The 21,879-nt window shown below is 42.1% G+C and carries 18 protein-coding genes and 1 pseudogene; 13 read left to right on the top strand and 6 right to left on the bottom strand.

Going from position 1 to position 21,879, the window contains the following annotated elements; all coding sequences use genetic code 11:
- Both B2575_RS04075 and B2575_RS04070 read right to left on the bottom strand, forming a co-directional pair.
- Positions 1-2,268, bottom strand: a pseudogene (locus B2575_RS04075) (M66 family metalloprotease); the annotation flags it as partial.
- Positions 2,269-2,432: 164 nt separating this feature from the next.
- Positions 2,433-3,974, bottom strand: a complete 1,542-nt coding sequence (locus tag B2575_RS04070) for a YihY family inner membrane protein (RefSeq protein ID WP_250163803.1) — start codon at positions 3,972-3,974, stop codon at positions 2,433-2,435.
- Positions 3,975-4,398: 424 nt separating this feature from the next.
- On the opposite strand from B2575_RS04070, the gene wrbA reads away from it, so the two are divergent.
- Positions 4,399-5,016 (top strand): NAD(P)H:quinone oxidoreductase, encoded by a 618-nt coding sequence (gene wrbA, locus B2575_RS04065; RefSeq protein ID WP_060490546.1) that lies wholly within the window; start codon positions 4,399-4,401, stop codon positions 5,014-5,016.
- A gap of 62 nt (positions 5,017-5,078) precedes the next feature.
- On the top strand, positions 5,079-5,555 hold the full coding sequence (locus B2575_RS04060) for a hypothetical protein (RefSeq protein WP_055125291.1): 477 nt from the start codon (positions 5,079-5,081) through the stop codon (positions 5,553-5,555).
- A gap of 89 nt (positions 5,556-5,644) precedes the next feature.
- On the opposite strand, the gene B2575_RS04055 is transcribed toward B2575_RS04060, so the two are convergent.
- Positions 5,645-6,415, bottom strand: a complete 771-nt coding sequence (locus B2575_RS04055; protein ID WP_296240290.1) for a DUF3108 domain-containing protein — start codon at positions 6,413-6,415, stop codon at positions 5,645-5,647.
- A 549-nt stretch (positions 6,416-6,964) separates the two neighbouring features.
- Between B2575_RS04055 and B2575_RS04050 the strand changes: the two genes are divergently transcribed.
- From B2575_RS04050 to B2575_RS04040, 3 genes are all read left to right on the top strand, one after another.
- The gene (locus tag B2575_RS04050; RefSeq protein ID WP_041757514.1) at positions 6,965-7,258 is read left to right on the top strand and encodes a co-chaperone GroES; all 294 of its coding nucleotides are present in this window, start codon (positions 6,965-6,967) and stop codon (positions 7,256-7,258) included.
- A gap of 105 nt (positions 7,259-7,363) precedes the next feature.
- Positions 7,364-9,013, top strand: a complete 1,650-nt coding sequence (gene groL / locus B2575_RS04045; protein WP_109591437.1) for a chaperonin GroEL — start codon at positions 7,364-7,366, stop codon at positions 9,011-9,013.
- A 551-nt stretch (positions 9,014-9,564) separates the two neighbouring features.
- Positions 9,565-11,223, top strand: a complete 1,659-nt coding sequence (locus tag B2575_RS04040) for a glucosamine inositolphosphorylceramide transferase family protein (protein ID WP_296240288.1) — start codon at positions 9,565-9,567, stop codon at positions 11,221-11,223.
- Positions 11,224-11,326: 103 nt separating this feature from the next.
- Here the strand turns inward: B2575_RS04040 and yaaA are convergent, their stop codons facing one another.
- Positions 11,327-12,127, bottom strand: a complete 801-nt coding sequence (yaaA, locus tag B2575_RS04035; RefSeq protein ID WP_250163809.1) for a peroxide stress protein YaaA — start codon at positions 12,125-12,127, stop codon at positions 11,327-11,329.
- Positions 12,128-12,610: 483 nt separating this feature from the next.
- Between yaaA and B2575_RS04030 the strand changes: the two genes are divergently transcribed.
- From B2575_RS04030 to B2575_RS04005, 6 genes are all read left to right on the top strand, one after another.
- A complete protein-coding gene (locus B2575_RS04030; RefSeq protein WP_296240286.1) occupies positions 12,611-13,777 on the top strand; it encodes an NAD(P) transhydrogenase subunit alpha in 1,167 nt (388 codons plus the stop codon).
- Between the two features lie 101 nt (positions 13,778-13,878).
- On the top strand, positions 13,879-14,226 hold the full coding sequence (locus tag B2575_RS04025; RefSeq protein ID WP_296240300.1) for a proton-translocating transhydrogenase family protein: 348 nt from the start codon (positions 13,879-13,881) through the stop codon (positions 14,224-14,226).
- Positions 14,223-15,623 carry an NAD(P)(+) transhydrogenase (Re/Si-specific) subunit beta gene (locus tag B2575_RS04020; protein WP_055125296.1) on the top strand — a complete coding sequence of 467 codons (1,401 nt, stop codon included), beginning with the start codon at positions 14,223-14,225 and terminating at the stop codon, positions 15,621-15,623. The genes B2575_RS04025 and B2575_RS04020 overlap by 4 nt, the downstream gene beginning before the upstream one ends.
- A 160-nt stretch (positions 15,624-15,783) precedes the next feature.
- Complete coding sequence (locus B2575_RS04015; protein ID WP_296240283.1) at positions 15,784-16,347, top strand: acyl-CoA thioesterase; 564 nt, start codon at positions 15,784-15,786, stop codon at positions 16,345-16,347.
- Positions 16,348-16,477: 130 nt separating this feature from the next.
- Positions 16,478-16,687, top strand: a complete 210-nt coding sequence (iscX, locus tag B2575_RS04010; protein WP_021812734.1) for a Fe-S cluster assembly protein IscX — start codon at positions 16,478-16,480, stop codon at positions 16,685-16,687.
- 74 nt (positions 16,688-16,761) lie between these two features.
- On the top strand, positions 16,762-17,262 hold the full coding sequence (locus B2575_RS04005) for a GyrI-like domain-containing protein (RefSeq protein WP_201540912.1): 501 nt from the start codon (positions 16,762-16,764) through the stop codon (positions 17,260-17,262).
- A 90-nt stretch (positions 17,263-17,352) separates the two neighbouring features.
- On the opposite strand, the gene dapE is transcribed toward B2575_RS04005, so the two are convergent.
- Together dapE and B2575_RS03995 are read right to left on the bottom strand one after the other, a co-directional pair.
- Positions 17,353-18,567 (bottom strand): succinyl-diaminopimelate desuccinylase, encoded by a 1,215-nt coding sequence (gene dapE / locus B2575_RS04000; protein WP_296240280.1) that lies wholly within the window; start codon positions 18,565-18,567, stop codon positions 17,353-17,355.
- Between the two features lie 98 nt (positions 18,568-18,665).
- Positions 18,666-19,421 (bottom strand): 2OG-Fe(II) oxygenase, encoded by a 756-nt coding sequence (locus tag B2575_RS03995; RefSeq protein WP_296240279.1) that lies wholly within the window; start codon positions 19,419-19,421, stop codon positions 18,666-18,668.
- A 129-nt stretch (positions 19,422-19,550) separates the two neighbouring features.
- On the opposite strand from B2575_RS03995, the gene B2575_RS03990 reads away from it, so the two are divergent.
- Complete coding sequence (locus B2575_RS03990) at positions 19,551-20,426, top strand: 23S rRNA (adenine(2030)-N(6))-methyltransferase RlmJ (RefSeq protein ID WP_045446718.1); 876 nt, start codon at positions 19,551-19,553, stop codon at positions 20,424-20,426.
- A 42-nt stretch (positions 20,427-20,468) separates the two neighbouring features.
- The gene (gene pssA, locus B2575_RS03985; protein WP_226950388.1) at positions 20,469-21,371 is read left to right on the top strand and encodes a CDP-diacylglycerol--serine O-phosphatidyltransferase; all 903 of its coding nucleotides are present in this window, start codon (positions 20,469-20,471) and stop codon (positions 21,369-21,371) included.
- Positions 21,372-21,879 lie beyond the last annotated feature (508 nt).

Genomic DNA, 21,879 nt, shown 5'->3' with positions numbered 1-21,879 from the left:
AGGCTCTTTTTTGATTAAATCCGTACGATAGACATTGACCCAGCGGTTTAGACGATTTAGAGTTTCTTGCTGCTTCTCATAACGCTCTAATGTTTGGAGTGCTAAAGGGCTAAGCTCATCACGATACTCTTTATAAGAATCATATAATAACTGACCGTTGGCGTCTAAACTAATAGTCGAATGTTCTGCTTGAGCAAGAAGTTTCTGCTCTAAGATTGGCAATTCTATCTTTCTTAGTGCCGTATAGCCCTGTTCTTTACCAAAGGTAACCGCGGGTTTAATCGCATCACTATATTGACGAATATCAATGGTTGAGAGCTGTACTTGTGCTTCATTGGCTTTTTTACAGTACAAATCTACTTTTTTCGGGTTGTCTGCAATCGCTAAATTAACATGGAACTTATTGGCGTTACTGGTCATCCGATTAGGAGCCAACGCAATATCATTAATCGTGTTATTACTATAAGTAACGCTTAACCAGCAGCTTGCTGATTCAAGCGAGTTATGGGGTGTCGGTAGCTCAAAAACGTTGCCCCAGTTACCACGTGCTTCTGGATAAATGATGCCTTTTTGCGTGACAGGGTCATAACCGCCTAAAATGGTAAAGACTGGCACGCCTTGTAAGCGTGGTTTTAAGTAATTACCGTCGGCACTGTTATACCAAACGTTTTTGGATTCTTTCCACACTTTAGGCTGGATGACTTCCATCTTTCTGAGCTTAGCATTCCACTTCTTATAGCCAGTTGGTGAATCAGTGTCAAATACAGCCCGATCAAACGCTGGCTGTATCTTAATTTTTGTACTATAACCTGTATAATGAGTGTAACTTGAATAAGCGCCACTCTGTGATCCACCAGACATCGCATCGCGACCATAGCCATAGGTGGCTAAGAAAAGAGGTTTACCAGTGAGACCATCACCCTCGACCTGTCGTGGCCAGTCTAAGTTGCTGCGCATTTTGTTTCTGACGCCATTATAGCCCCAGCCACTATTGGCATGATGCTCGGCCCAAAAGAAATCGCCGTTCTGTTCACCAGGATAATGACCCAAGCCATAATGATGACCGATTTCATGGCTGAACTCATTACCTTGAGAGTCGATTAGGGTCAACATACCATTACCGCCGCTTAAGCCGTGGTTATATTCACCATTCTTATATTTACCGCGAGCGTGATGCGCATTGACGTTCTGGGTCAATTGCGGTTGCTCTTGACTTTGCATTGACGCACTGGTGACGCCCCAATTGGCTAAATTAATGCCAACACCAAAGGTTGATTTCGCGGTGTTTTCGCGCATATCACCAGCATAAACGCCAGCATCATTTGAGTCACTGACTGAGTCATAAATAGTGCCATTGGCGACTATTACTCGTTCGAGCTTCATGTCATCATAGCTAGCAACGGTCATTTGTGCTGCTGGAATGGTCTGGAAGTAGTCTGAACCTGCTCTTTCTGGATCGCGTAGCATATAATGACCCCAAGATTGAGGTGCATCCGTTAACATGCCCAGACGGATATTGGTCAATACCAACTCACCAGGGGCGGCAAAATCTATGTTATCTTCTGACAATTCACCGCTACGATTTTGGTCATCCACAATGCGAATTTTGAGACCACCTTGTACCTCATCCCAGTTGAGTTTGGTTGACCATGCGCGCTTACTGTAAGCAACGCGAGGACGTTGGTCAGTGTTAGTCTGATCCGTGTCTGGGATTTGAGTCGGATCGGCTAAATTGACAGTTCGTAATAAAACCCCATCTTGATAAATCTCTACAACTAGCTCATCAATGTCACCCATTTCAAGCGTAGGTGTCACTAATAACAGCGCCTCTTTTTCTGCCGTCAGGCGCGGCATGTTTTTTGCTTCGTTACCCTGTGGATCAACGGTATGATTCTGCCCAAACTGTATCATCGCTTGAAAGTCGCCAACCAAGTCTGGACGAATAGCACGAATTTCTCCCGCTCTACCATCGTGGTCAAAAAACCCTAATAAATAAAAATCAGCAATATCCTTTTTTGGTTCTGGATATTTAATAGGCGTACTTGGTTCAATTGGCGTAGCAGGAATACTCGTTATTGGTGGCTTAATAGGTGTACTTGGTTCAAGTGGCGTAGCAGGAATACTCGTTACTGGTGGTTTAACAGGCGGCGTTTCTACTGGTAGATTAACTGTTGGTGCAGGTGATGATGTGCTGCCATCACCTTCACCACAAGCAGAAAGCATAATGGATACGACACAAATGCTTAGCGCTTTTACTGGGAATGCTATTGTGTTTTTCAATTTATTGCCCTAATAAAGTTTAAGGCAATATAACAGCTGTGTTAGTATCTCGTACGACTTTTGTTCTATAGATAATAATAAGTTCTATTACAAACTCTAGTGAAAATTAATTTTTATTATTCAATATACCTCATTCATTACTAACGCTTTTCTTAATTCGTCTTTGGGTTATCTGATTCAGTAATGATTTCGTCTTTATAATTAAAGAGATTACCATTGGTTTTAATTTGAGAGTCATTCAAATCTTTAGGAATAAGAATCTCATTGTCCCGCTCATCGCATTCAATATCACTGTCTTTATCATAAGCTATTGGGTCAAAGTGTGGGGTGTCTTTGATCGGCTCATTCTTGTCTAATGCTGCAGTGGTTGCCGAGGTTTTTCTAAATAAATTTGATTGACCGCCTTTGATGCCTTTCCCATTAGAATCAGCTTTCTTACGTGGCTCACTATTGGCAAAAATAGCATTTAACGGTAGATCTAACTGTTGCTTGGCATAAGCTTCCGTATTTTCAAAACGGTTGACTAGCAAGCTAAGCCAAGGTTTTTGATCCTCTGGCCCCATCTCATCCAGCTCATCTTTGATAGGCAAGGGGTAAGGTAGCGTGCGATAAAAATCCCATAATGTCATTTTGCTCAAATCTCTCTTGAGCACATAATCATTATCTTCAGTCATGGTGATTAAATTGCTGTCTTGCAGATAATTAATATAGGTATACCATTTTGGTAGCTCTTTGCGTCCTAGCACGTTACGTAGCGCTTGTTCGCTTACCGCTTCCCCTTTTAAATGATGGGTATAAACGAGGTTTAGCATATCGAGCAAACTTAGGAGTGGGTGGCGTGGATAGACCTCTTCAGTCTCAAAAATCGTCAAGGTATAGCTAATCTCAACACCTAATAGAATTAAGTTCCAAGACAAATATATCCATAATAAGAAGATGGGCAGTGCCGCAAAAGCCCCGTAAATCGCTTCATAACTGGTGAAATTTGCCATTACTGTACCAAACAGGTGCTTCATCAGCTCGAATACGATAGCGACGAAGAGACCAGCAATGGCTGCATTTTTTGCGGGTACGCGTGCTTTTGGGATAAACCAGTACATACCAATAAAGCCTGCGACAGTGATGCCAATGGATACGGCTTGTACCCAAAAAGACCAGTCAATGCCATAACCAGCGATTTGTCGATTTAAAAAACTCAGACTTTGTACCGCGCTTGAAGCAAGAAATGCCGTACCAAGTACTAACGGTCCTAAAGTGACGATGGTCCAATAGCGCAGCATACTTTTCATACCGCCAGAGCGATTTTCTACCCGCCAGATTTGGTTAAATGCGCGCTCGATGGTTGTTAACGTCATAATGGTCGTAAAAAATAACACCATTGCCCCAATGATGGTTAGATTTGAGGATTTTTCAGCGAAGCTATTGATATACTCACTGACCTGCATGCTTGATTGTGGTAGCAAGTTACTATAAATCACTTCATATATCTGTGCTCTAACGGACGCAAGTGCGGGTACAGAAGATAGGATCATCAATAGGACGGTTAGGACGGGTACAATTGACAACATAGTCGTGTAGGTCAGCGATGCCGCTTTTTGCTGGCAATTGTCTTCAAAAAAGTGCCGAGTCAAGAATCGTAAAAATTGAAACCAGCGTTGATGTAAAAACGGGATTTTTTTTGATAAATTTTCCATATCGACCATTTAGCAGGTGTTTGAGTGACAGTAGTGTAACAAAGATATGCTGTTATCATCTGCGGTTTAATTGTGTCAAAATGCACAGCAGTAACCCCTCTAGCAGGTTATTAGCGACAATGTGTACCAAGGCTGTTTGCATGTCGGTGAATGACTGGGGCATAATATATGCCTATATTGCAGTATCTGTCACAGATTATGTATATAGTCATTCCACTATAAAATTATTACAGCGTTAACCTCGCTTGAAGTATTAAATATACATCTACACTCGGTTGCCTTGTACTAGTACTATTTTTAAATTGAATCGACTATAGCTACATAATCAATAAGGTTTTATGCTAGAGAAATAGACTGCATAGAAGCTGTTGTAGGTGATTAAAATCAACAATAACATTAATGGTTTTATGAGGAAGTATTGCTAATGAGTCAGACCGCCCCTTATGTTTTGGTGCTCTATTATTCAAATTACGGTACGACTAAGACATTGGCTTATGCTATCGCTCAAGGTATTGAGGATGCTGGTATGACAGCCCGTATCCGTACTGTACCAACGGTTGCACCAGAGACCACGTCGAGCAAGCCTGCGATACCTGATGAAGGTGACTTATATTGCACTATGGACGATCTAAAAGACTGTATGGGTTTGGCGCTTGGTAGCCCGACGCACTTCGGTAATATGGCTGCTCCCATGAAATATTTTTGGGACAATACGGTCACTATTTGGCTGGCAGGTAATTTACAGAACAAACCTGCTGCTGTATTTACTGCGACCGGCTCGATGCACGGCGGTCAAGAGACGACATTGCTGACCATGATGTTGCCGTTGATGCATCACGGCATGATTCTTGTTGGTGTGCCTTATGCTGAGCCTGCGCTTAATCGTACTCATCGTGGTGGCTCGCCTTATGGTGCCAGCCACGTGAGTGGGGCGTTACATGATCAACCCGTCTCAGCTGATGAGCGCGAGTTGGCTATCGCCCAAGGTCGCCGCTTGGCTATTAGTGCTACTGCATTGGCGCAAGCTAACTGGACTCGCTAAGCGGATTTTTATAGCATGCAAGGTCTTATATAACGCTATTAATTAGGAAGTAAATATATCTAATGGTTACAAACCGCTCCGATAGTGAGATAAGCGCACCAGCCAAAAAATCTGCCAAAGCTGCTAAACTTAAAAAGCCAATTACGCCCATTCGTCAGCGCTTGATGGTGACTTGGCTGATTTGGTTGGTTTATAGACTGCTTGGGCTACCTATTTTTATCAATGTTTTTAATCCCAGTAGTCCTGATGTCATTGGCGGTATCGCCTGGCAAGCATTATGGCTAGTGCCAGCATTTATTTTGACGCCCGCGATACTACGGGGTCGTTCGCCGTATGTGCTATTGATAGGTAGTATGCTTACCTTGGTTTATTTGGGGGCGAGTGGTGTGGTGCTGTTTACCCGCGTTTACGGCAGCAGTTGGGCAGAGATAGTGGTTTATCTGCTTGATTTTGTCTTATTACTGGCAATCAATATTTGGTTATTTATTCTACTAAAGCGTCTTCCTTCAATGAACAACGTCGTTAAGCAGCCGCGTTAGTTGATTTAGCGAAGTGTAAGACAAAAAAAGCGGCGCTCTATTTAGAGTGCCGCTTTTTTTGTACTATTTCTGCTTATTTAATAAAAAGCTTAATTTACTTTGGTTAATTCTAAATCCATCTTTTTGCCATCATTAATTTGGCTAACTTTTACTGGTAGGTAATCTAAGCTTGGTGCCAGCCAAAAACTGGTAGAACGACTATTGTCATCGTGGATACGGTCGACACGTACGGTATCAAATGTGCCAGCTGGAACGGTAATCTTGGTGTTACCAGATTTTTTGAAAGGGGTTTTCTCTATTTTGTCTTTTTTCGCCATGTAATAGTTGCCAGAGAATTTACCGTTCAATAAATCTTGGCGAATTTGCACTTCCAAACTTAAATCATCAAAAGCTTGTTGTGCCATGTTCATGGTCGTCGATTTGCCTTTATAGTTACTCACCACCTTTTTACTGCTTGGATTGAAGTCTAATTTGTGCGTGCGACCAACGCCTAATAGCTTATAAGTGGTGCTGGCTTGAGTCGGAATGACATTATTACCGTTGATGGTAAAAGTGCTGTTTTGCGAAGCGCTTGCAACACCTGCCACCCGAGCATTGACATTATATTTCCAAGTATTGCCTGATTTGTTAAGCGTGCGAGTAGCCGTACCTTTATATTTGTCCTCAACCGTAAAGCTGTAGTTGGTGCTTGAAGGTTCGATATTCTTTGCGCTGGCAAGGGTAGGTGCAGTCATACTTATCGCTCCAATCGTAGCAATACTGGCCCCAGTGGTTAGGGCGGTTAAAAACTTAGACTTGCTACGTTTAGTATTATTAGTATCGGTTGTTAATGACTTTTGATCGTTTGATAAAAAACTCATGGACATTCCTTAATCGCTATTTATGGCATTGCTTATAACTATTGTTATTTTCTCAAGGACTATAATGGTCATGTCCTGCTATCTTTTCAAGAGTGCCAGCTGTCCCTGTGGTGTTGCTATTGTAGCCAAGGTTGCTGGCATCGAGCGCGATATCATCAGGCGTCACTTGCTGTAACTTGAGTAAGCAGGAGTAAGTTAATCGGTCAGTTGTAAGTGATATGCTGTAACTTAACTAATTCAATTCGGTGTTGAAATTTAGCACTCATATGGCGGCTTTTAAAATCATGCTAAGGCCTTTAATACGGTGCAATCCAATCAAATGACTGTTCATAAACGTCATTACCAACTAAATAATCCACGATATGCAAAATTCTTGTAAATTTTTGGGCTTTACACTTGAAGCTAACTCACTTTGCCCCCACTTTTTGATACAAGCTCAAAGCTTATCTTTAGAATGCTGTTTTAGGCAGTAACGCCTATAGATATTGGTATTGAGACCATTAATTCAAATAAACCCTTACTGCAAACAACCAAATTATTGGAGACATATTGATGAATATTCGTCCTTTACATGATCGCATCGTTGTCCGCCGCATAGAAGAAGAAACAAAAACGGCTGGTGGTATCTTGCTTCCTGGTTCTGCTCAAGAAAAACCTTCACAAGGTGAAGTGCTAGCAACTGGTAACGGTCAGATTCGTGACAACGGCGAAACTCGCGCGTTAGATGTAAAAACTGGCGACAAAGTCTTGTTCGGTCAATATGCTGGTCAAACCGTGAAAGTTGACGGCGAAGAACTATTGATTATGAAAGAATCTGATGTATTGGGTGTGTTAGAAGGCTAGTCCTTTTTGAGTATCTTTATACTCAGCGCATTTTGACAACATTATTTAAAAATTATTGAAACATTTAATTGCATTCTCATACTTATAATAGTGGAGTAATTTAACATGGCAAAAGACGTAAAATTCGGCATTGATGCCCGTAAACAAATGATGGATGGCGTAAACATCCTAGCAAATGCAGTACGCGTAACCCTAGGCCCTAAAGGTCGTAACGTGGTTATCGATAAATCATTTGGCGCGCCTACCATCACTAAAGATGGTGTTTCGGTTGCTAAAGAAATCGAGCTTGAAAACAAATTCGAAAACATGGGCGCTCAATTGGTCCGTGAAGTGGCTAGCCGCACAAATGATGTCGCTGGTGATGGTACGACGACTGCGACTGTATTGGCGCAATCTATCTTGCAAGAAGGCATGAAATCAGTTGCCGCTGGCATGAACCCAATGGATCTAAAACGCGGTATCGATAAAGCGGTTCGCGCTGCTGTTGAGCAAATTCATTTGCTGGCTACACCAGCTGACGATTCAAAAGCGATTGCTCAAGTGGGCTCTATCTCTGCCAACTCAGACACCAAAATCGGTGAGCTAATTGCTCAAGCGATGGAAAAAGTCGGTAAGCAAGGCGTGATCACCGTTGAAGAAGGTTCAAGCTTCGAAGATACCTTAGAAGTTGTCGAAGGTATGCAGTTTGACCGTGGTTATATCAGCCCGTACTTTGCGAACAAGCAAGACAGCTTAACTGCTGAATTTGAAAACCCATATATCTTGTTGGTTGATAAAAAAATCAGCAATATCCGTGAAATCGTGCCATTACTTGAGCAAGTGATGCAGCAGAGCAAGCCATTGCTAATCATCGCTGAAGACGTAGAAAACGAAGCATTGGCGACATTGGTTGTCAACAACATGCGTGGCGGCTTAAAAACTTGTGCCGTTAAAGCACCAGGTTTCGGCGATCGTCGTAAAGCCATGCTTGAAGATATCGCAACGCTAACGGGCGGTACTGTGATTTCTGAAGAGATTGGTCTAAGTTTAGAGACTGCTACTTTAGAGCAATTAGGTACGGCGAAAAAAGTCACTGTTGGTAAAGAAAACACCGTTATCGTTGATGGCGCTGGTAACTCTGCTGACATCGAAAATCGCGTTGAATCTATTAAACGTCAAGTAGAAGAATCAACGTCTGACTACGATAAAGAAAAGCTTCAAGAGCGTATGGCGAAACTGGCTGGCGGCGTTGCCGTTATCAAAGTTGGCGCGGCGACTGAAACTGAAATGAAAGAGAAGAAAGACCGTGTTGATGATGCGCTACATGCGACTCGTGCAGCGGTTGAAGAAGGCGTTGTACCTGGCGGCGGTGTTGCCTTAGTTCGTGCAATGAATGCATTGTCTGAGCTACGTGGCGATAACGATGACCAAAACGCGGGTATCAATATCTTACGTCGCGCAATGGAAGCACCATTACGTCAAATCGTTACCAACGCTGGCGAAGAAGCATCAGTAGTAGTGAACGAAGTGAAGAGTGGCAGCGGTAACTATGGTTACAACGCAGCTTCTAGCGAATACGGCGATATGCTAGAGATGGGTATTCTTGATCCAGCCAAAGTAGCTCGTTCAGCGCTAGAAAATGCAGCATCTGTTGCAGGCCTAATGCTAACGACCGAAGTCATGATTACTGATTTGCCACAAGGTGATGACGGTATGGCTGGCATGGGCGGTGCTGGTGGAATGGGCGGTATGGGTGGAATGGGCGGCATGATGTAATTTATGCCTCGACTAAATTTGTACGACGTTGTTAACCTCGCTCGATGTACTATTAGTACAATCTTCACTTGGTCGCCTAGTCGTACTGCTTTAGTCAATCCATAAAGCGCTTTTCGCTAGAAGTATGATTTTGTCATAAAGTTTATTTGATCATTAGAGGCTCTGTTATCGGAAGATAGCAGGGCTTTTTTTTGCCTAATTTTTATAGCGCTACTCATTGGTATATGAGGTATTCACGGTTTTATATACATTCATTCGATAGTGCTGGATAAGTGTTTTATGCTTGGAAAGGTTGCCAATTGACAGACATAGTGAGAGCGTTGCTATTTCCCAGACTCAGTGGTGACACTCTATCTATTATTTACTCATGATCTTTGATGTATTTCTAAAAACTTCAACAAGTAAAATACCAATTAGATCAACAAAATCGATCTGACATTATCAAAAGTATTGAATATATAAAGTTTTTTTATATATGTTATTATTTAAATGTAATTAATAAATATAATCAATGGACTGATACTTTATCAAAGGACAATTGAACATGTGTTATGGCTGCCCAGCCACAAACTCTTGTGCAATTCAAGGTGATGATGATGAAAAAAATTAGGCTTGGGATTCTGGTAGAAGAGGAAACATTGCCATGGCATAAGTTCAAACCATTAAAATCTCTCGTCGATGAAGGCAAGGTTGAGGTTTGTATTGCTGTCCAACGAGATAAAAAACAAGCGTCTCACATGTCTCGTCTATCCAAAGTTATTCCTTCCATTAATCAAAAGTTATTTTCTTTTCTTTCTCGAAATAAGAGTAATACCAAGCGTTATTCTATTCATGACTTGGTGGCTAATGGTACGATGCCCATCGTAATATCAGTCGCAAATCAGGATAAGATTTATGATGAGATTGAGGATTCAGTAATTGAGAAACTTGAAGCCGCCAATCTAGATTATCTAGTCAAATTTGGTTTTCGAACCTTAGCAGGGAGAATTCTGAGTGTTTCAAAAAAAGGTATTCTGTTATTTCGTTACGGCGATGAAACCAAACAAAGGCACGGATCAGCATTGTATTGGCAGTTTGCCGAACAATGGGAGAATAGCGTAGTCACGCTACATCTGTTAAATGAGCGTCTTAATGGTGATAAAGTCGTTGGGAGAGGATATGGTTCTTTATTTTACTGGGACTATAATTTAACCGAGCATAAATTAAATGGTGTCACAGCATCGATATTGTATTGGTATTTCCATAAAAATAAAATTGGCGTCAAAAGTAGAAATTCGACGAATTCAATGCTTGACGATGCAATTTATGAAGAACCCCAGCAACTGACTGCCATACGGCATTTGATGAGTTTTTTTAAAAACTATACGATAAAGACTTTCTATAAAAGTCTTTATCACAATAACTGGAGTATTTTGATTGGTTCTATTGATCAGTCGATGCAAACATACACTGAGCTATTGCCTGAAAAAGGATGTTTTTGGGCTGACCCTTTTTATATTGAGCGAGATTCAAGGCGTTATATATTTTTTGAGAGCTTAAATTACAAAGAAGGTATCGGCCGTATAGAGTGGGTGGAACTGGATGAGCACCATCAAGTTATCAATTCTGGACCAGTCGATTTAGGTATTCGCTCTCATTTAAGCTTTCCTAATGTATTCGAGCATGAAAACGCTGTATATATGATTCCAGAAGCCGCCAAGACCAATTGTATTAACCTATTAAAAGCGACGGATTTTCCGCAGAAGTGGGAAAAAGTTCATGAGTTGGTGTCTGGGGTTCAGGCAGCAGATAGTGCCGTTATTGAGCACAATGGCTTATGGTATCTTTTTACCACGCATGGTTCAATTTCAGTTCTTACGATGGATTTAGAGTTGCATATTTATACGTCTGATAAGTTGGAGTCAGATAACTGGAGCATTCATCCCTCTGCACCTTTAAAAATTGATGTGCGTGGATCACGATTAGCAGGTGCATTATTTAAGAGAGATGGTCAGCTGTTTCGTACGGCTCAAGATGGCACTATTAGGTATGGACGTAGAGTGGCTTTGTATCTGGTAGAAGAGTTGACACCGACATCTTACAAAGAAACCTTTGTGCGTTATATCGAACCCAATTGGGAAAACGAGATCGATCGTCTTCATACCTATAACGTATATGATCAAACTGTCGTACTTGATGTCTCAAGAGATAAATTGCGTTTTACCGTATAATCATTGAGAGGCTTTACGGCAATTGGTGATAATATTCTGTCGAAAAACCCCGATAGGCTGAGCTTATCGGGGTTTATTTATACAAATTAGATTTTTTTTAAAATTACTGACTGGCTGCATCCCGACGAAAAGTCCAAGTCTTATCATCAGAAGCCTCTTCACAGTAATAATATCCCGCCAAATCAAACTGCTTTAGCTGCTCAGTATTGGTCAGCTTATTATCAGCAGCATACTTCACCATCAGTCCACGTGCTTTTTTAGCATAAAAGCTAATGACTTTGTATTGACCATTCTTTTCATCTTCAAATCGTGGTGTGATAACTTCCGCATTCAGCGCTTTCTTATTGACCACTTTGAAATATTCATTTGACGCCAGATTAATCAAAATCTTATCATCACTATCCGCCATACGTGCATTAATAATGGCAGTTACTTCCTCGCCCCAAAATTCATAAAGGTTATCACCACGTTCATTTTTCAGTTTGGTACCCATCTCTAAACGATATGGCTGAATTAAATCGAGCGGTTTCAATACGCCATATAATCCAGACAAGATACCCAGATGATTATTGACGTAAATGGCGCTGTCTTTATCCATATGATACATATCAAGTCCCGTATAAACATCGCCATCGAATAAATAACCTGCAGGTTTGGCATTGTCTAAAGTAAAGGGCTTATCGTTGCTCCAACGCCACTCTTGATTGCGCTTGGCATTGAGCTGTGCCAAATCATCAGAGATGCCCATCAGTTCTTGTAAATCAATCGGTTCTTTTGATTTTAAGTTTTTCATCAATGCTTGCGCATGTTCGATGAGCTCTGGTTGACTATAATATTTGTCTAAGTTCACTGGCACCGCATCTTTCTCATTTAAAGATTTGGCAGGGGAAAGTAAAAAATACATCGTCATTCCTTATTATAGTGAGTCAATGGGTATTCTATTTATGTATCAAGTTTTCTTATTATACGATATGCAGTATTGTATCTTGACCTACCCGTCGTTATTTCGTGTTTTTTAACGTTACCCTTAAAAAGGACAGATATTTGAGTGATATAAGCCGATAGCTTGTTAAGTCTAGCGTTTAATTGAAAAGGAAAAATTTTTAATATAACAATAAAAGTTATGCAGATGGTGTAAATGCCTAACTTTTTATTTTACTTGTGGGTCATCATTAGGCAATGAAAGTTGGCAGATGATGTCTCTATAATAAAAAGGCATGATGGCAAAGTAGTCATCATTTATTAAATTGATAGTCTTTGGTCTTAAGTGTTAACCAACCATGACCAAAGGTTTTTTCGTCCCCTGTGCTTTTTAAATGTGCGTTGAGGGTGTTAAAGGTAGTCGTGAGACGTAAGTATAGTCATTAGACGTAAGTAAGGAGACGGTATGAAAATCGGTGTAATCAGTGCAGATATCGCGAGCGAGAGCCGTATAGCGATAACCCCAGACGCAGTCAAAAAATTGCGTAAGCTTGGCTTTGAAGTCGTCATACAGTCAGGTGCAGGTCAAGCGGCATATTATGCGGATGAGTTGTATCAGGCTGCAGGTGCCGATATTGCCAGCAGCAGCGCCGAGGTCATTACACAGTCTCGAATTATTACCACCGTCAATGACTTGCCTGCTGCAGCTATTGAAGGATTAACGTCAGGTCAGATTGTCATTGGCATGCTCGACCCTTATCGTAATACTCAGATTGACACTTATGCGACCAAAGGTGTCACTGCCTTTGCGATGGAACTTTTACCTCGCACATTGTCACGCGCACAGAATATGGATGTCTTGTCATCGCAAGCCAACCTTGCTGGTTACAAAGCAGTATTGCTAGCGGCAAATGAATACTCGCGTCCTTTCCCGATGTTTATGACCTCAGCCGGTACGGTTAAGCCTGCCAAAGTGGTGATCTTGGGCGTCGGGGTTGCAGGTTTGCAGGCTATTGCGACGGCGAAGCGTTTAGGCGCTGTCGTTGAAGCCAGTGATTTACGTCCGACTGCTCGTGAGCAAGTGGAATCACTCGGTGGTAAATGGCTGGATGTGCCGATGAGTGCAGAGGAGGCTGAGACAGCTAAGTCTACAGGTGGTTATGCTTGGACGCCATCAGAGCAATATGTCAAAGATCAAGCTGCTGTCGTGGATAAAGCCTTGAGCAACGCGGATATCGTCATTACCACAGCGCAGATTCCTGGTCGTAACGCTCCTCGTCTGGTGCACGGCGCAACCCTTGCTAAAATGAAGGCGGGTTCCGTATTGATCGATATGGCTGCTGGCACAGGTGGCAACGTCGAAGGCAGCGTGCCTAACGAAACCATCACTACAGACAATGGTGTGCGTATCGTTGGTGCCGCCAACATCCCATCGATGCTCGCCGCGCAGTCTTCAGATTTGTATGCCAACAATTTGGTTAACTTTATCACCACATTAATTGCGCCTGCTAGCGATAACGCTTCAGCAAGTGACGCATCAGCTAATTTGGCACTTAAATTAGACATGGAAGACGAGATTCAGGGCGCACTGGCAGTGACACATGACAGTCAGGTACGACTAGCCAAACGCTAAGTTTTGACTGCCTTTCACTACACATTTGCCAGTAACGAATAAATTTTTAGGAGGATTAGATGATTGCCACTATTTTAGCGGCAGCGCCAGCTGGTGCGGCCATGAGTAGCACACCATTTGTAGCGATTTTTACCGTATTTGTACTCGCTATTTTTGTCGGATATTATGTCGTTTGGGGCGTCACGCCTGCATTGCACACACCATTAATGGCTGTCACCAACGCACTATCGAGTATCGTCATCGTCGGTGCCATGCTACAGACCGTCACTATTGACGGCTCTGTGTTTACACCGACCAGTTTATTAGGTGCCTTCGCGGTATTTTTAGCCAGTATCAATATCTTTGGTGGTTTTGCCGTGACTGAGCGTATGCTTGCGATGTTTAAACCGAAAGTGAAAAAAGCACCCGCTCTTGAAACTGGGACAACAGAAACTGGAGGCGACGCATGAACGACTTCTCAACAATGATTGCGGCAAATGCGGATTGGTTCTATCTAGTTGGTGCTATTCTCTTTGTCTTAACTTTACGTGGTTTATCCAGCCCTAAGACCGCTATCCGTGGTAACCGCTTTGGTATGGTGGCGATGGCGATTGCGGTCGTCACGACATTCTTCTTAGCAGAAGGCCCTGTCCTTTGGTTAATTATCGGTGCGATGATTTTGGGTGCTCTCGTCGGCATGTGGAAGGCAAAAACAGTCGCGATGACCCAAATGCCCGAAACCGTTGCCTTGATGCACTCGTTCGTCGGTTTGGCAGCGGTCGCTATTGCACTGGCAACCGTATTGCATACTGAACAGCAACATGGTGCCGTCGCTCGTGTCGAACTATTTATCGGTTGCTTCATCGGTGCGATTACTTTCTCAGCTTCGGTCTTTGCCTTTGGTAAATTGGCAGCGAAAAGCTGGGCGAAAACATTGGTTGGGGGTTGGGTAAAACCCGTCCAAGCATTATTATTCATTGCGATGATTGCTTTCGGTGGCGTGTATTTCGTCACTGACTCATTACCAGCATTTTATGCGATGGCAGTGATTGCCGTGATATTTGGTTGGATGTGGATTGCGCCAATCGGTGGCGGTGATATGCCAGTGGTTGTCTCACTATTGAACTCGTTCTCAGGTTGGGCGGCGGCAGGAATTGGTTTCACCCTCGGCAATTCGATGTTGATTATCGCGGGTTCGCTCGTCGGTTCATCAGGCGCGATTTTATCTTATATCATGTGTAAAGCCATGAACCGCTCATTACTCAACGTCTTATTTGGCGGTATGGGTACAGGAGCCGTGGCAGCAGGCGCTGATGATGGCGCACCGAAGAACTATAAGGCAGGATCAGCAGAAGATGCTGGCTTCTTGATGGCCAATGCCAGTAGTGTGGTTATTGTTCCGGGTTACGGCATGGCGCAAGGTCGTGCACAGAACGCGGTAAAAGAGCTATATGAGCTGCTAAAAGAAGAAGGCGTGAACGTGCGTTTTGCCATTCATCCAGTCGCTGGTCGTATGCCAGGTCACATGAACGTGCTATTGGCTGAAGCGGACGTACCTTATGATGATATTTTAGAGATGGATGAAATCAACTCAGACTTCGCGAGTACAGATGTTGTTTTGGTTATCGGTGCAAATGATGTGGTAAACCCTTCTGCGAAAGATGATCCAACCTCACCAATCTTTGGTATGCCGATTCTAGAAGTCACTAAAGCCCAAACGGTTATGGTCATCAAGCGCTCAATGAATACGGGTTATGCAGGGCTTGATAATAGCCTGTTCTACATGGATAAAACCATGATGATCTTTGGTGATGCCAAAAAAATGGTCGAAGAGATGGTACGTAGTATCAATGGTGCAGGTCACTAATCTCTAAAGTTAGTTTTTAAATATAAGCTTTTAAATAAAAAAGTCACTTAGGTGGCTTTTTTTACGTTAAGGTATAGCGCATTTATAGCCAGTCGCTGTTTTATATACAATAATTTATACCCAATAAGTTTACACAAAATAAGCGTTAAGAGAGTTATTTATGAATATGTTGATACGTTTTTTTATTATGGTCAGTTTGCTAAAACAACAACTTAAGCAGGAATCAATAAGCGAGCGCCTTAGTATTGAGCTCTTGATTGCACCGACGGTTCGTCACTATCGAGTATTACCGCATGACATGGGCTTTCGCGACCACTTGCCTAATTATCGTTATTTGTCTTTTATTGAGCTAAACATTACTCGCTGGCTGATGACGTGCTGTCATCAAAAAGGTATTAAGCCATTAAATTGGGTTATCGCCATGCAAGAAATGGTTTATTTAAAAGAAATTAAATTTTTAGATAAAATGACGGTGAGTAGCACTCTTACGGGCTGGGATAAAAAATACGTTTATTTTGAAACGCGCTTTTTTGTAAAAAACCAGTTGATGGGCGTTGGTATGACTAAGTTTATATTGACCAATAAAAAAGGCAAATGTGCGCCAGAGATATTGGATATGATAGGTGAGCGGTTGAATGAGGTCATTGATTCTTGGAATCAGCATCAAGTGGCGATTAAATCTGCCAAGTCTGCTGAAACGAGTAAAACAACAAGTGCGGCATAACGAACTTGTCTACAATCAATGGGCGAATTTTGGTAGGATAGCGGTTATTAAGTTGCCAATCAAATCACCAGTCAAATTGACTGCTGATTTGATGAGGTGTATAAAAATGATTAAAAGTTAAGGAGCTATCATGACCCCGCAAAAATTAAAATGGACAGACAGCTTAGATATCGCTATTGAGCTGTATGAGAAGTTTCCAGAGACCGACCCGCAGTACATCCGTTTTACTGATTTACATCGCTGGGTGACTGAGCTTGAAGGTTTTGATGATGATCCACAAAAATCAAACGAAGGTATCTTAGAAGCGATTCAGATGAATTGGATTGATGAAGCAGATTAGATTTATACCCTGAAGCGCTATTTTTAATACTATCTCAAATAGAAAACTGAATAAATATATAGGACTTACAGATCATGACTTCACAAATTAAAGAGTTACCTGAAGCAATAACTTGTAAAGGTATTAGCGTTCGTACGACCAATAACGCTGAGATTAGCGAAGACACGGCGAAACTGGGTCGTTTATGGCAAAAGTTTTACCAAAATCATGCCAGTGATCTGCCTAAAGGCGAAGACATTTATGGTGTCTATCATAACTATGAGAGCGATGATTTGGTCGGCGCTTTTGACGTGGTTGCCAGTTGGAAAGTAGCCAGTGAGCAAGAGCCATCAGACAGTGAAGATATGTCTAAGGCTGCAAACCTAGTAACAGTAGATATTCCTGCAGGAAAGTATTTGGTATTCTCTGAGCAGGGTAGAATGCCATACACGGTGATGAATGCTTGGGAAAAGGCTTGGACCTATTTTAATGATCGCAGCTGTGAACATACCCGAACTTTTGATGTCGATTTTGAGCATTATATCGGTGGTAATCTAGAGTATGGTCAAGTTGATCTCTATATTGGTATTGAGTAAAATTAGTATTGAATAAATCAGTCAAAATAATAAAAAAGCGCCAAGTCTGCTATCAGACTTGGCGCTTTCTTTGCTTACTTCAACGAATGATTAATTTAGTAGCAGGTTCTCTAAAATCCCTTCATAAATCTGCGCAAGCTTGCCTAAGTCATCGACTTCTACCTTTTCATCAACTTGGTGAATCGTCGCATTTCTTACACCAAGCTCAACGACTTGTGCACCCGTTGGTGCAATAAAGCGTCCATCAGATGTACCGCCTGATGTAGATAGTGTCGTGTCAGTATCAGTTACCTTTTTGATCGCTTTTTGACAGGCAGAAACCAATTTACCTTCAGGGGTCAAAAACGGCTGACCAGATAATTTCCAATGGATATCATAACTGGCCTTACTATTAGTAAAGTATTTGTCAAAGATAGCATGCGTTTTTGCTTTTAGCTCATCTTCAGTGGTTTCCGTTGAAAAGCGGAAGTTGAAGATAACTCTTAACGTCTCAGGAATGACGTTGGTGGCGCCTGTACCGCCATTGATATTAGAGATTTGCAGTGAAGTCGCAGGGAAGTAGTCATTGCCACTATCCCAAGTAGCGGCAGTCAGTTCTGCCAAAGCTGCCATCGTTGCATGAATAGGGTTGCAAGCTAAATGTGGATATGCAACATGACCTTGTTTGCCAGTGACCGTAAGTTCCGCACCCAATGAGCCGCGGCGACCGTTTTTAATGATATCGCCGAGCGTATCCGTGCTCGATGGTTCGCCAACCAAGCAATAGGTGATTTTTTCTTGACGTGCTTCTAAGGTTTCAATGACTTTGACCGTGCCATTAATAGACGGGCCTTCTTCATCTGAGGTGATTAAAAAAGCAATCGAACCATTGTGCTCAGGATAATTAGCGACGAAACGCTCGGCGGCGACGGTAAAAGCCGCAATCCCCGTTTTCATGTCAGCTGCACCGCGAGCCCATAGGTAACCATCAGCGATGGTTGGCGTAAATGGCGGATACGTCCAATTGCTTTCATCACCCGTAGGCACAACGTCGGTATGACCAGCAAAACAAATAACTGGATCAGTGGTACCACGGCGCGCCCATAGATTTTTGACTTCAGCGTGTTCGCCGCTTTGATCTCTATCGCCAAAATACATAAATTCGCAGTCAAACCCAGCTTGTGATAATCGTTCTGACAAGATATCTTGACAGCCATCATCATCTGGTGTCACTGAAGGGCGTTCAAGTAGCGCAATACTTAAATCTAGCGTTTGCTGCTGATGGTTTTGTTGTTGATGGATGGTTTGTGTATTAAAGTCCGACATGAATAAACCTTTTTATTATAAATTAAAATGATAAATTTTTAAGATTGGCAGCCACGATACAATACAATCAGTCGTTGCTTGTTACTTGCTAATGCGTTTTAAATATTGTCTTCAACAAAAGGCACCAAACCATCACGGCGCATCCACGTAGCGATAGAGTAACGCTGCCGCTGGGCAATTTGCACTTGATGTTTTAGGTCACTGTCAAATATCACCAATCTATTGGCGACAGGCATGACATTATGATGAACGCCATGTTTATCAATGATTTCTAGTGCGCCGCCGTCAGTTGGTTCCCATTCATCATTGAGGTAAAACACCGCAGAGATAACGCGTTCATCACGCCCAGCTGGATTGTCACTATGCCATTGATAGCCAAAACCCAGCGGATAGCAAGCATAATGCGCTTCACTGTGGCGAATACCGGCAAATAAACTGCGATTAAATAAGCTAGCAAGCGCATTGATACTTTGCAAATAATAAAACCCAGCAAAGAAATTTTCCGTAATCCAGCGGATGCGATCACCGCGAATATCACTGACACGAATCCCAGCTGTCAGCTCTGCATCACGATAGTCAATAAAACCACTCTCTGCTTGCAAGGCTAACAGCGCTTTCGTTTCAAAGACCTCATCAATAATGATCCAACCATCATCAACGAATATATCCAGTTGTGTATCAGTCAGCTTATCTTGCCAACTGATATCGAAATCAGACTGTTGTAATACGCGCTGAGTCAGTGGTTTTTGGCTTGGGTCGTCGCTATAAGGAAATAATAATGGTGGATTATCTTCTCCTATTGGATGCTCAACCACCAACTTTGTCACATCAAGATTGCTAATAATCTCTGTCATTTCGTCTCACTATGGTCAGTTAGCTAGCAATACATAGCCAATCAATGCCTTTTTACCAAAACCATCGTTATCTTTTACTCTGCCTATGCTACCATAGATGTAATTTTTCTTATTTAAACTTTTGAGATTATGAACTATAAACACGCCTACCACGCTGGTAACTTTGCTGATGTGGTTAAACACATTTTATTGGTACAACTCCTTAATCAATTGGGGCAAAAAAACAAACCTTTTTATGTGCTTGATGCTTATGGTGGTCGCGGACTGTATTCACTGAGCAGTGAAGAAGCGCGCAAGACAGGTGAGGCCAAAGGTGGTATCCAAGCGTTACTAAATGCCAATACCGACAAGGCACCCGCTGCTGTCAAAGATTATATGGAAGGCATTAAGCAAGCCCGTTTCACTTATGACAATAAAGTCTATCCTGGTTCTCCTTGGTGGGTTGCCCATCATATCGAGAAAAATCCAGATGCAGGCGTGCGCGGTGAAGCTTTTGAAGCCAAAGCTAGCGAATATGATGCGCTAAATTATCAGTTGCACAAGTTACCCATTGGTATACAGCATCGTGATGCCTTTGAAGGTATTACCGCCGTTATTCCGCCAAAAGAAAAGCGTGGTCTGATTTTTCTTGATCCGCCTTATGAGCAAGAGCACAAAGATTTTACACGCCTTATAAATTTACTCGTTGCTGCTTATAATAAATGGCCACAAGGCACTTATGCGCTTTGGTTCCCTATTAAGAACGTTGAAGCCGTTGAATTGTTTTACAAAAAACTGAAGCGTACTGAAATGCGCCGCCAGTTGGTTTGTGAGCTGAATATTTATCCAAATGATGTGGCGGTTGGTCTTAACGGTACAGGTTTACTGGTGATCAATCCACCTTGGCAATTTGATAATCATGCACGTGAGATATTACGCTTCTTACAGCCTGCATTAAAAGTGGCTGATGCTCCAGATTTAACGCCTGATAGCGCAACCAATGTACGCTGGCTAGTCGGCGAATAACCATGTTAGTGAATAACTATGCCGGCAAATAAGGATATTGAGATGACTAACGTGCAATCACCTAAAGACGAATCAAATCATCCGCCTCTAAATGATGGATTGTTACAAGACAGCGCAGCCGCCCAGCCGCCCTTTGTTGATGAGCATGATTTCAATATTCGCTTAGCGGATAATGAGAGTTATGATGGCTTGACCTTTGAAGTGATTGAAGCAGAAGTTGCTGAAGGGCAGCGAGTAGTCAGTCGCGGTGTCTATTTAGCGCCAAACCTAATTACAACCTTGTCACTGCTATCTGGCTTTTATTCGATTTTAGCCAGTACGCAAGGCGAGTTCTACAAAGCTTCTTTAGCCATCTTTTTGTCCGCTATTCTCGACGGTGCTGATGGGCGAGTGGCGCGTATGCTTAATGCGCAAAGCCCGTTTGGCGAGCAATATGATTCGCTTGCCGATATGCTGGCTTTTGGTGTTGCACCAGCGATTTTAGTTTATAGTTTTGCGCTGCAGCCGTTAGGTCGCATTGGCTTGGGCTGTGCGTTTGTCTTTACCGCCTGTGCTGCTTTCCGTTTGGCACGTTTTAACGTTCAGGTCGGTATTGTTGATAAAAAATACTTTGTCGGTTTGGCCAGTCCACTTGCTGCTATATTAGTAACGGCAGCGGTTATGGTCGCTGTCGACCATAATGAATGGATTGGTCAGTACGATACGGCGGTCATGTTCTTATTCGCCGCTTGGGTAGTGATTTGTGGTTTACTGATGGTTAGTAACGTCAAATACTATAGCTTTAAAGAGTTTGATAAAAAGAAAGTACCTTTTGTGGTTCTAATAATCGGTGTATTGGTCATGAGTATTGTCCTCTATGACATACCTGTCGGTATTTTAGCTATTGGTATTATCTATGCATTGTCGGGTATTGTTACGACGATTAAAGCAAAAGCAAATTTTTAGAATTGACTGTTCGTGTCATATTAAGGAATTTACCGTAGGATAAGTTCCTTTTTTTATGCGCTTTATATATCAAACCGGCTATCAGTGTATTCATCACGACAAAATAAAGAAGAACCACTCATTTTTAGCTAATGATTATTGATAACGACCCGTTAAAGAGGTCTACTGTGATTAAGCTCAGCCAAAATAAACATACACTACTACCCGATTAAAGCAAAAGTAGCGTAGTCATTCCGTCAATTTAGTCTAACCACCAAGTTTATTTGAATTAAGCTAAAATAGCCCTTGACTAAACATTCAAACCCTCTATAATACGCCCTCATCAAGACGAGCTGGAAGCTTTATATGTAAGATACATATAAATAACCCAATTTACTTGAAGAAACAAAACATAAAAAAGCTTGACAAATCAAATCATTATGATAAGATAGTCGGCTCGCTAGATAGCTTAACCCGTAAGGGTTTGAGGCTAAACAGCAAGAGAATTACCCTATATATCAGTTACTGG

The sequence above is a fragment of the Psychrobacter sp. UBA6739 genome (genome assembly GCF_002453835.1).
Lineage (GTDB): Bacteria > Pseudomonadota > Gammaproteobacteria > Pseudomonadales > Moraxellaceae > Psychrobacter > Psychrobacter immobilis_A.
This window is presented reverse-complemented; position numbering and strand designations above follow the sequence as displayed.

Excerpts from the sequence above, each read along its gene's own strand:
- B2575_RS04015 (WP_296240283.1), top strand. The coding sequence starts at position 15,784 with ATGAATATGTTGATACGTTTTTTTATTATGGTCAGTTTGCTAAAACAA.
- B2575_RS04055 (WP_296240290.1), bottom strand. The coding sequence starts at position 6,415 with ATGAGTTTTTTATCAAACGATCAAAAGTCATTAACAACCGATACTAAT.
- B2575_RS04070 (WP_250163803.1), bottom strand. The coding sequence starts at position 3,974 with ATGGAAAATTTATCAAAAAAAATCCCGTTTTTACATCAACGCTGGTTT.
- iscX (WP_021812734.1), top strand. The coding sequence starts at position 16,478 with ATGACCCCGCAAAAATTAAAATGGACAGACAGCTTAGATATCGCTATT.
- B2575_RS04005 (WP_201540912.1), top strand. The coding sequence starts at position 16,762 with ATGACTTCACAAATTAAAGAGTTACCTGAAGCAATAACTTGTAAAGGT.
- B2575_RS03990 (WP_045446718.1), top strand. The coding sequence starts at position 19,551 with ATGAACTATAAACACGCCTACCACGCTGGTAACTTTGCTGATGTGGTT.
- B2575_RS04025 (WP_296240300.1), top strand. The coding sequence starts at position 13,879 with ATGAGTAGCACACCATTTGTAGCGATTTTTACCGTATTTGTACTCGCT.
- B2575_RS04030 (WP_296240286.1), top strand. The coding sequence starts at position 12,611 with ATGAAAATCGGTGTAATCAGTGCAGATATCGCGAGCGAGAGCCGTATA.
- wrbA (WP_060490546.1), top strand. The coding sequence starts at position 4,399 with ATGAGTCAGACCGCCCCTTATGTTTTGGTGCTCTATTATTCAAATTAC.
- yaaA (WP_250163809.1), bottom strand. The coding sequence starts at position 12,127 with ATGTATTTTTTACTTTCCCCTGCCAAATCTTTAAATGAGAAAGATGCG.
- B2575_RS04040 (WP_296240288.1), top strand. The coding sequence starts at position 9,565 with ATGGCTGCCCAGCCACAAACTCTTGTGCAATTCAAGGTGATGATGATG.
- pssA (WP_226950388.1), top strand. The coding sequence starts at position 20,469 with ATGACTAACGTGCAATCACCTAAAGACGAATCAAATCATCCGCCTCTA.
- B2575_RS04060 (WP_055125291.1), top strand. The coding sequence starts at position 5,079 with ATGGTTACAAACCGCTCCGATAGTGAGATAAGCGCACCAGCCAAAAAA.
- dapE (WP_296240280.1), bottom strand. The coding sequence starts at position 18,567 with ATGTCGGACTTTAATACACAAACCATCCATCAACAACAAAACCATCAG.
- groL (WP_109591437.1), top strand. The coding sequence starts at position 7,364 with ATGGCAAAAGACGTAAAATTCGGCATTGATGCCCGTAAACAAATGATG.
- B2575_RS03995 (WP_296240279.1), bottom strand. The coding sequence starts at position 19,421 with ATGACAGAGATTATTAGCAATCTTGATGTGACAAAGTTGGTGGTTGAG.
- B2575_RS04020 (WP_055125296.1), top strand. The coding sequence starts at position 14,223 with ATGAACGACTTCTCAACAATGATTGCGGCAAATGCGGATTGGTTCTAT.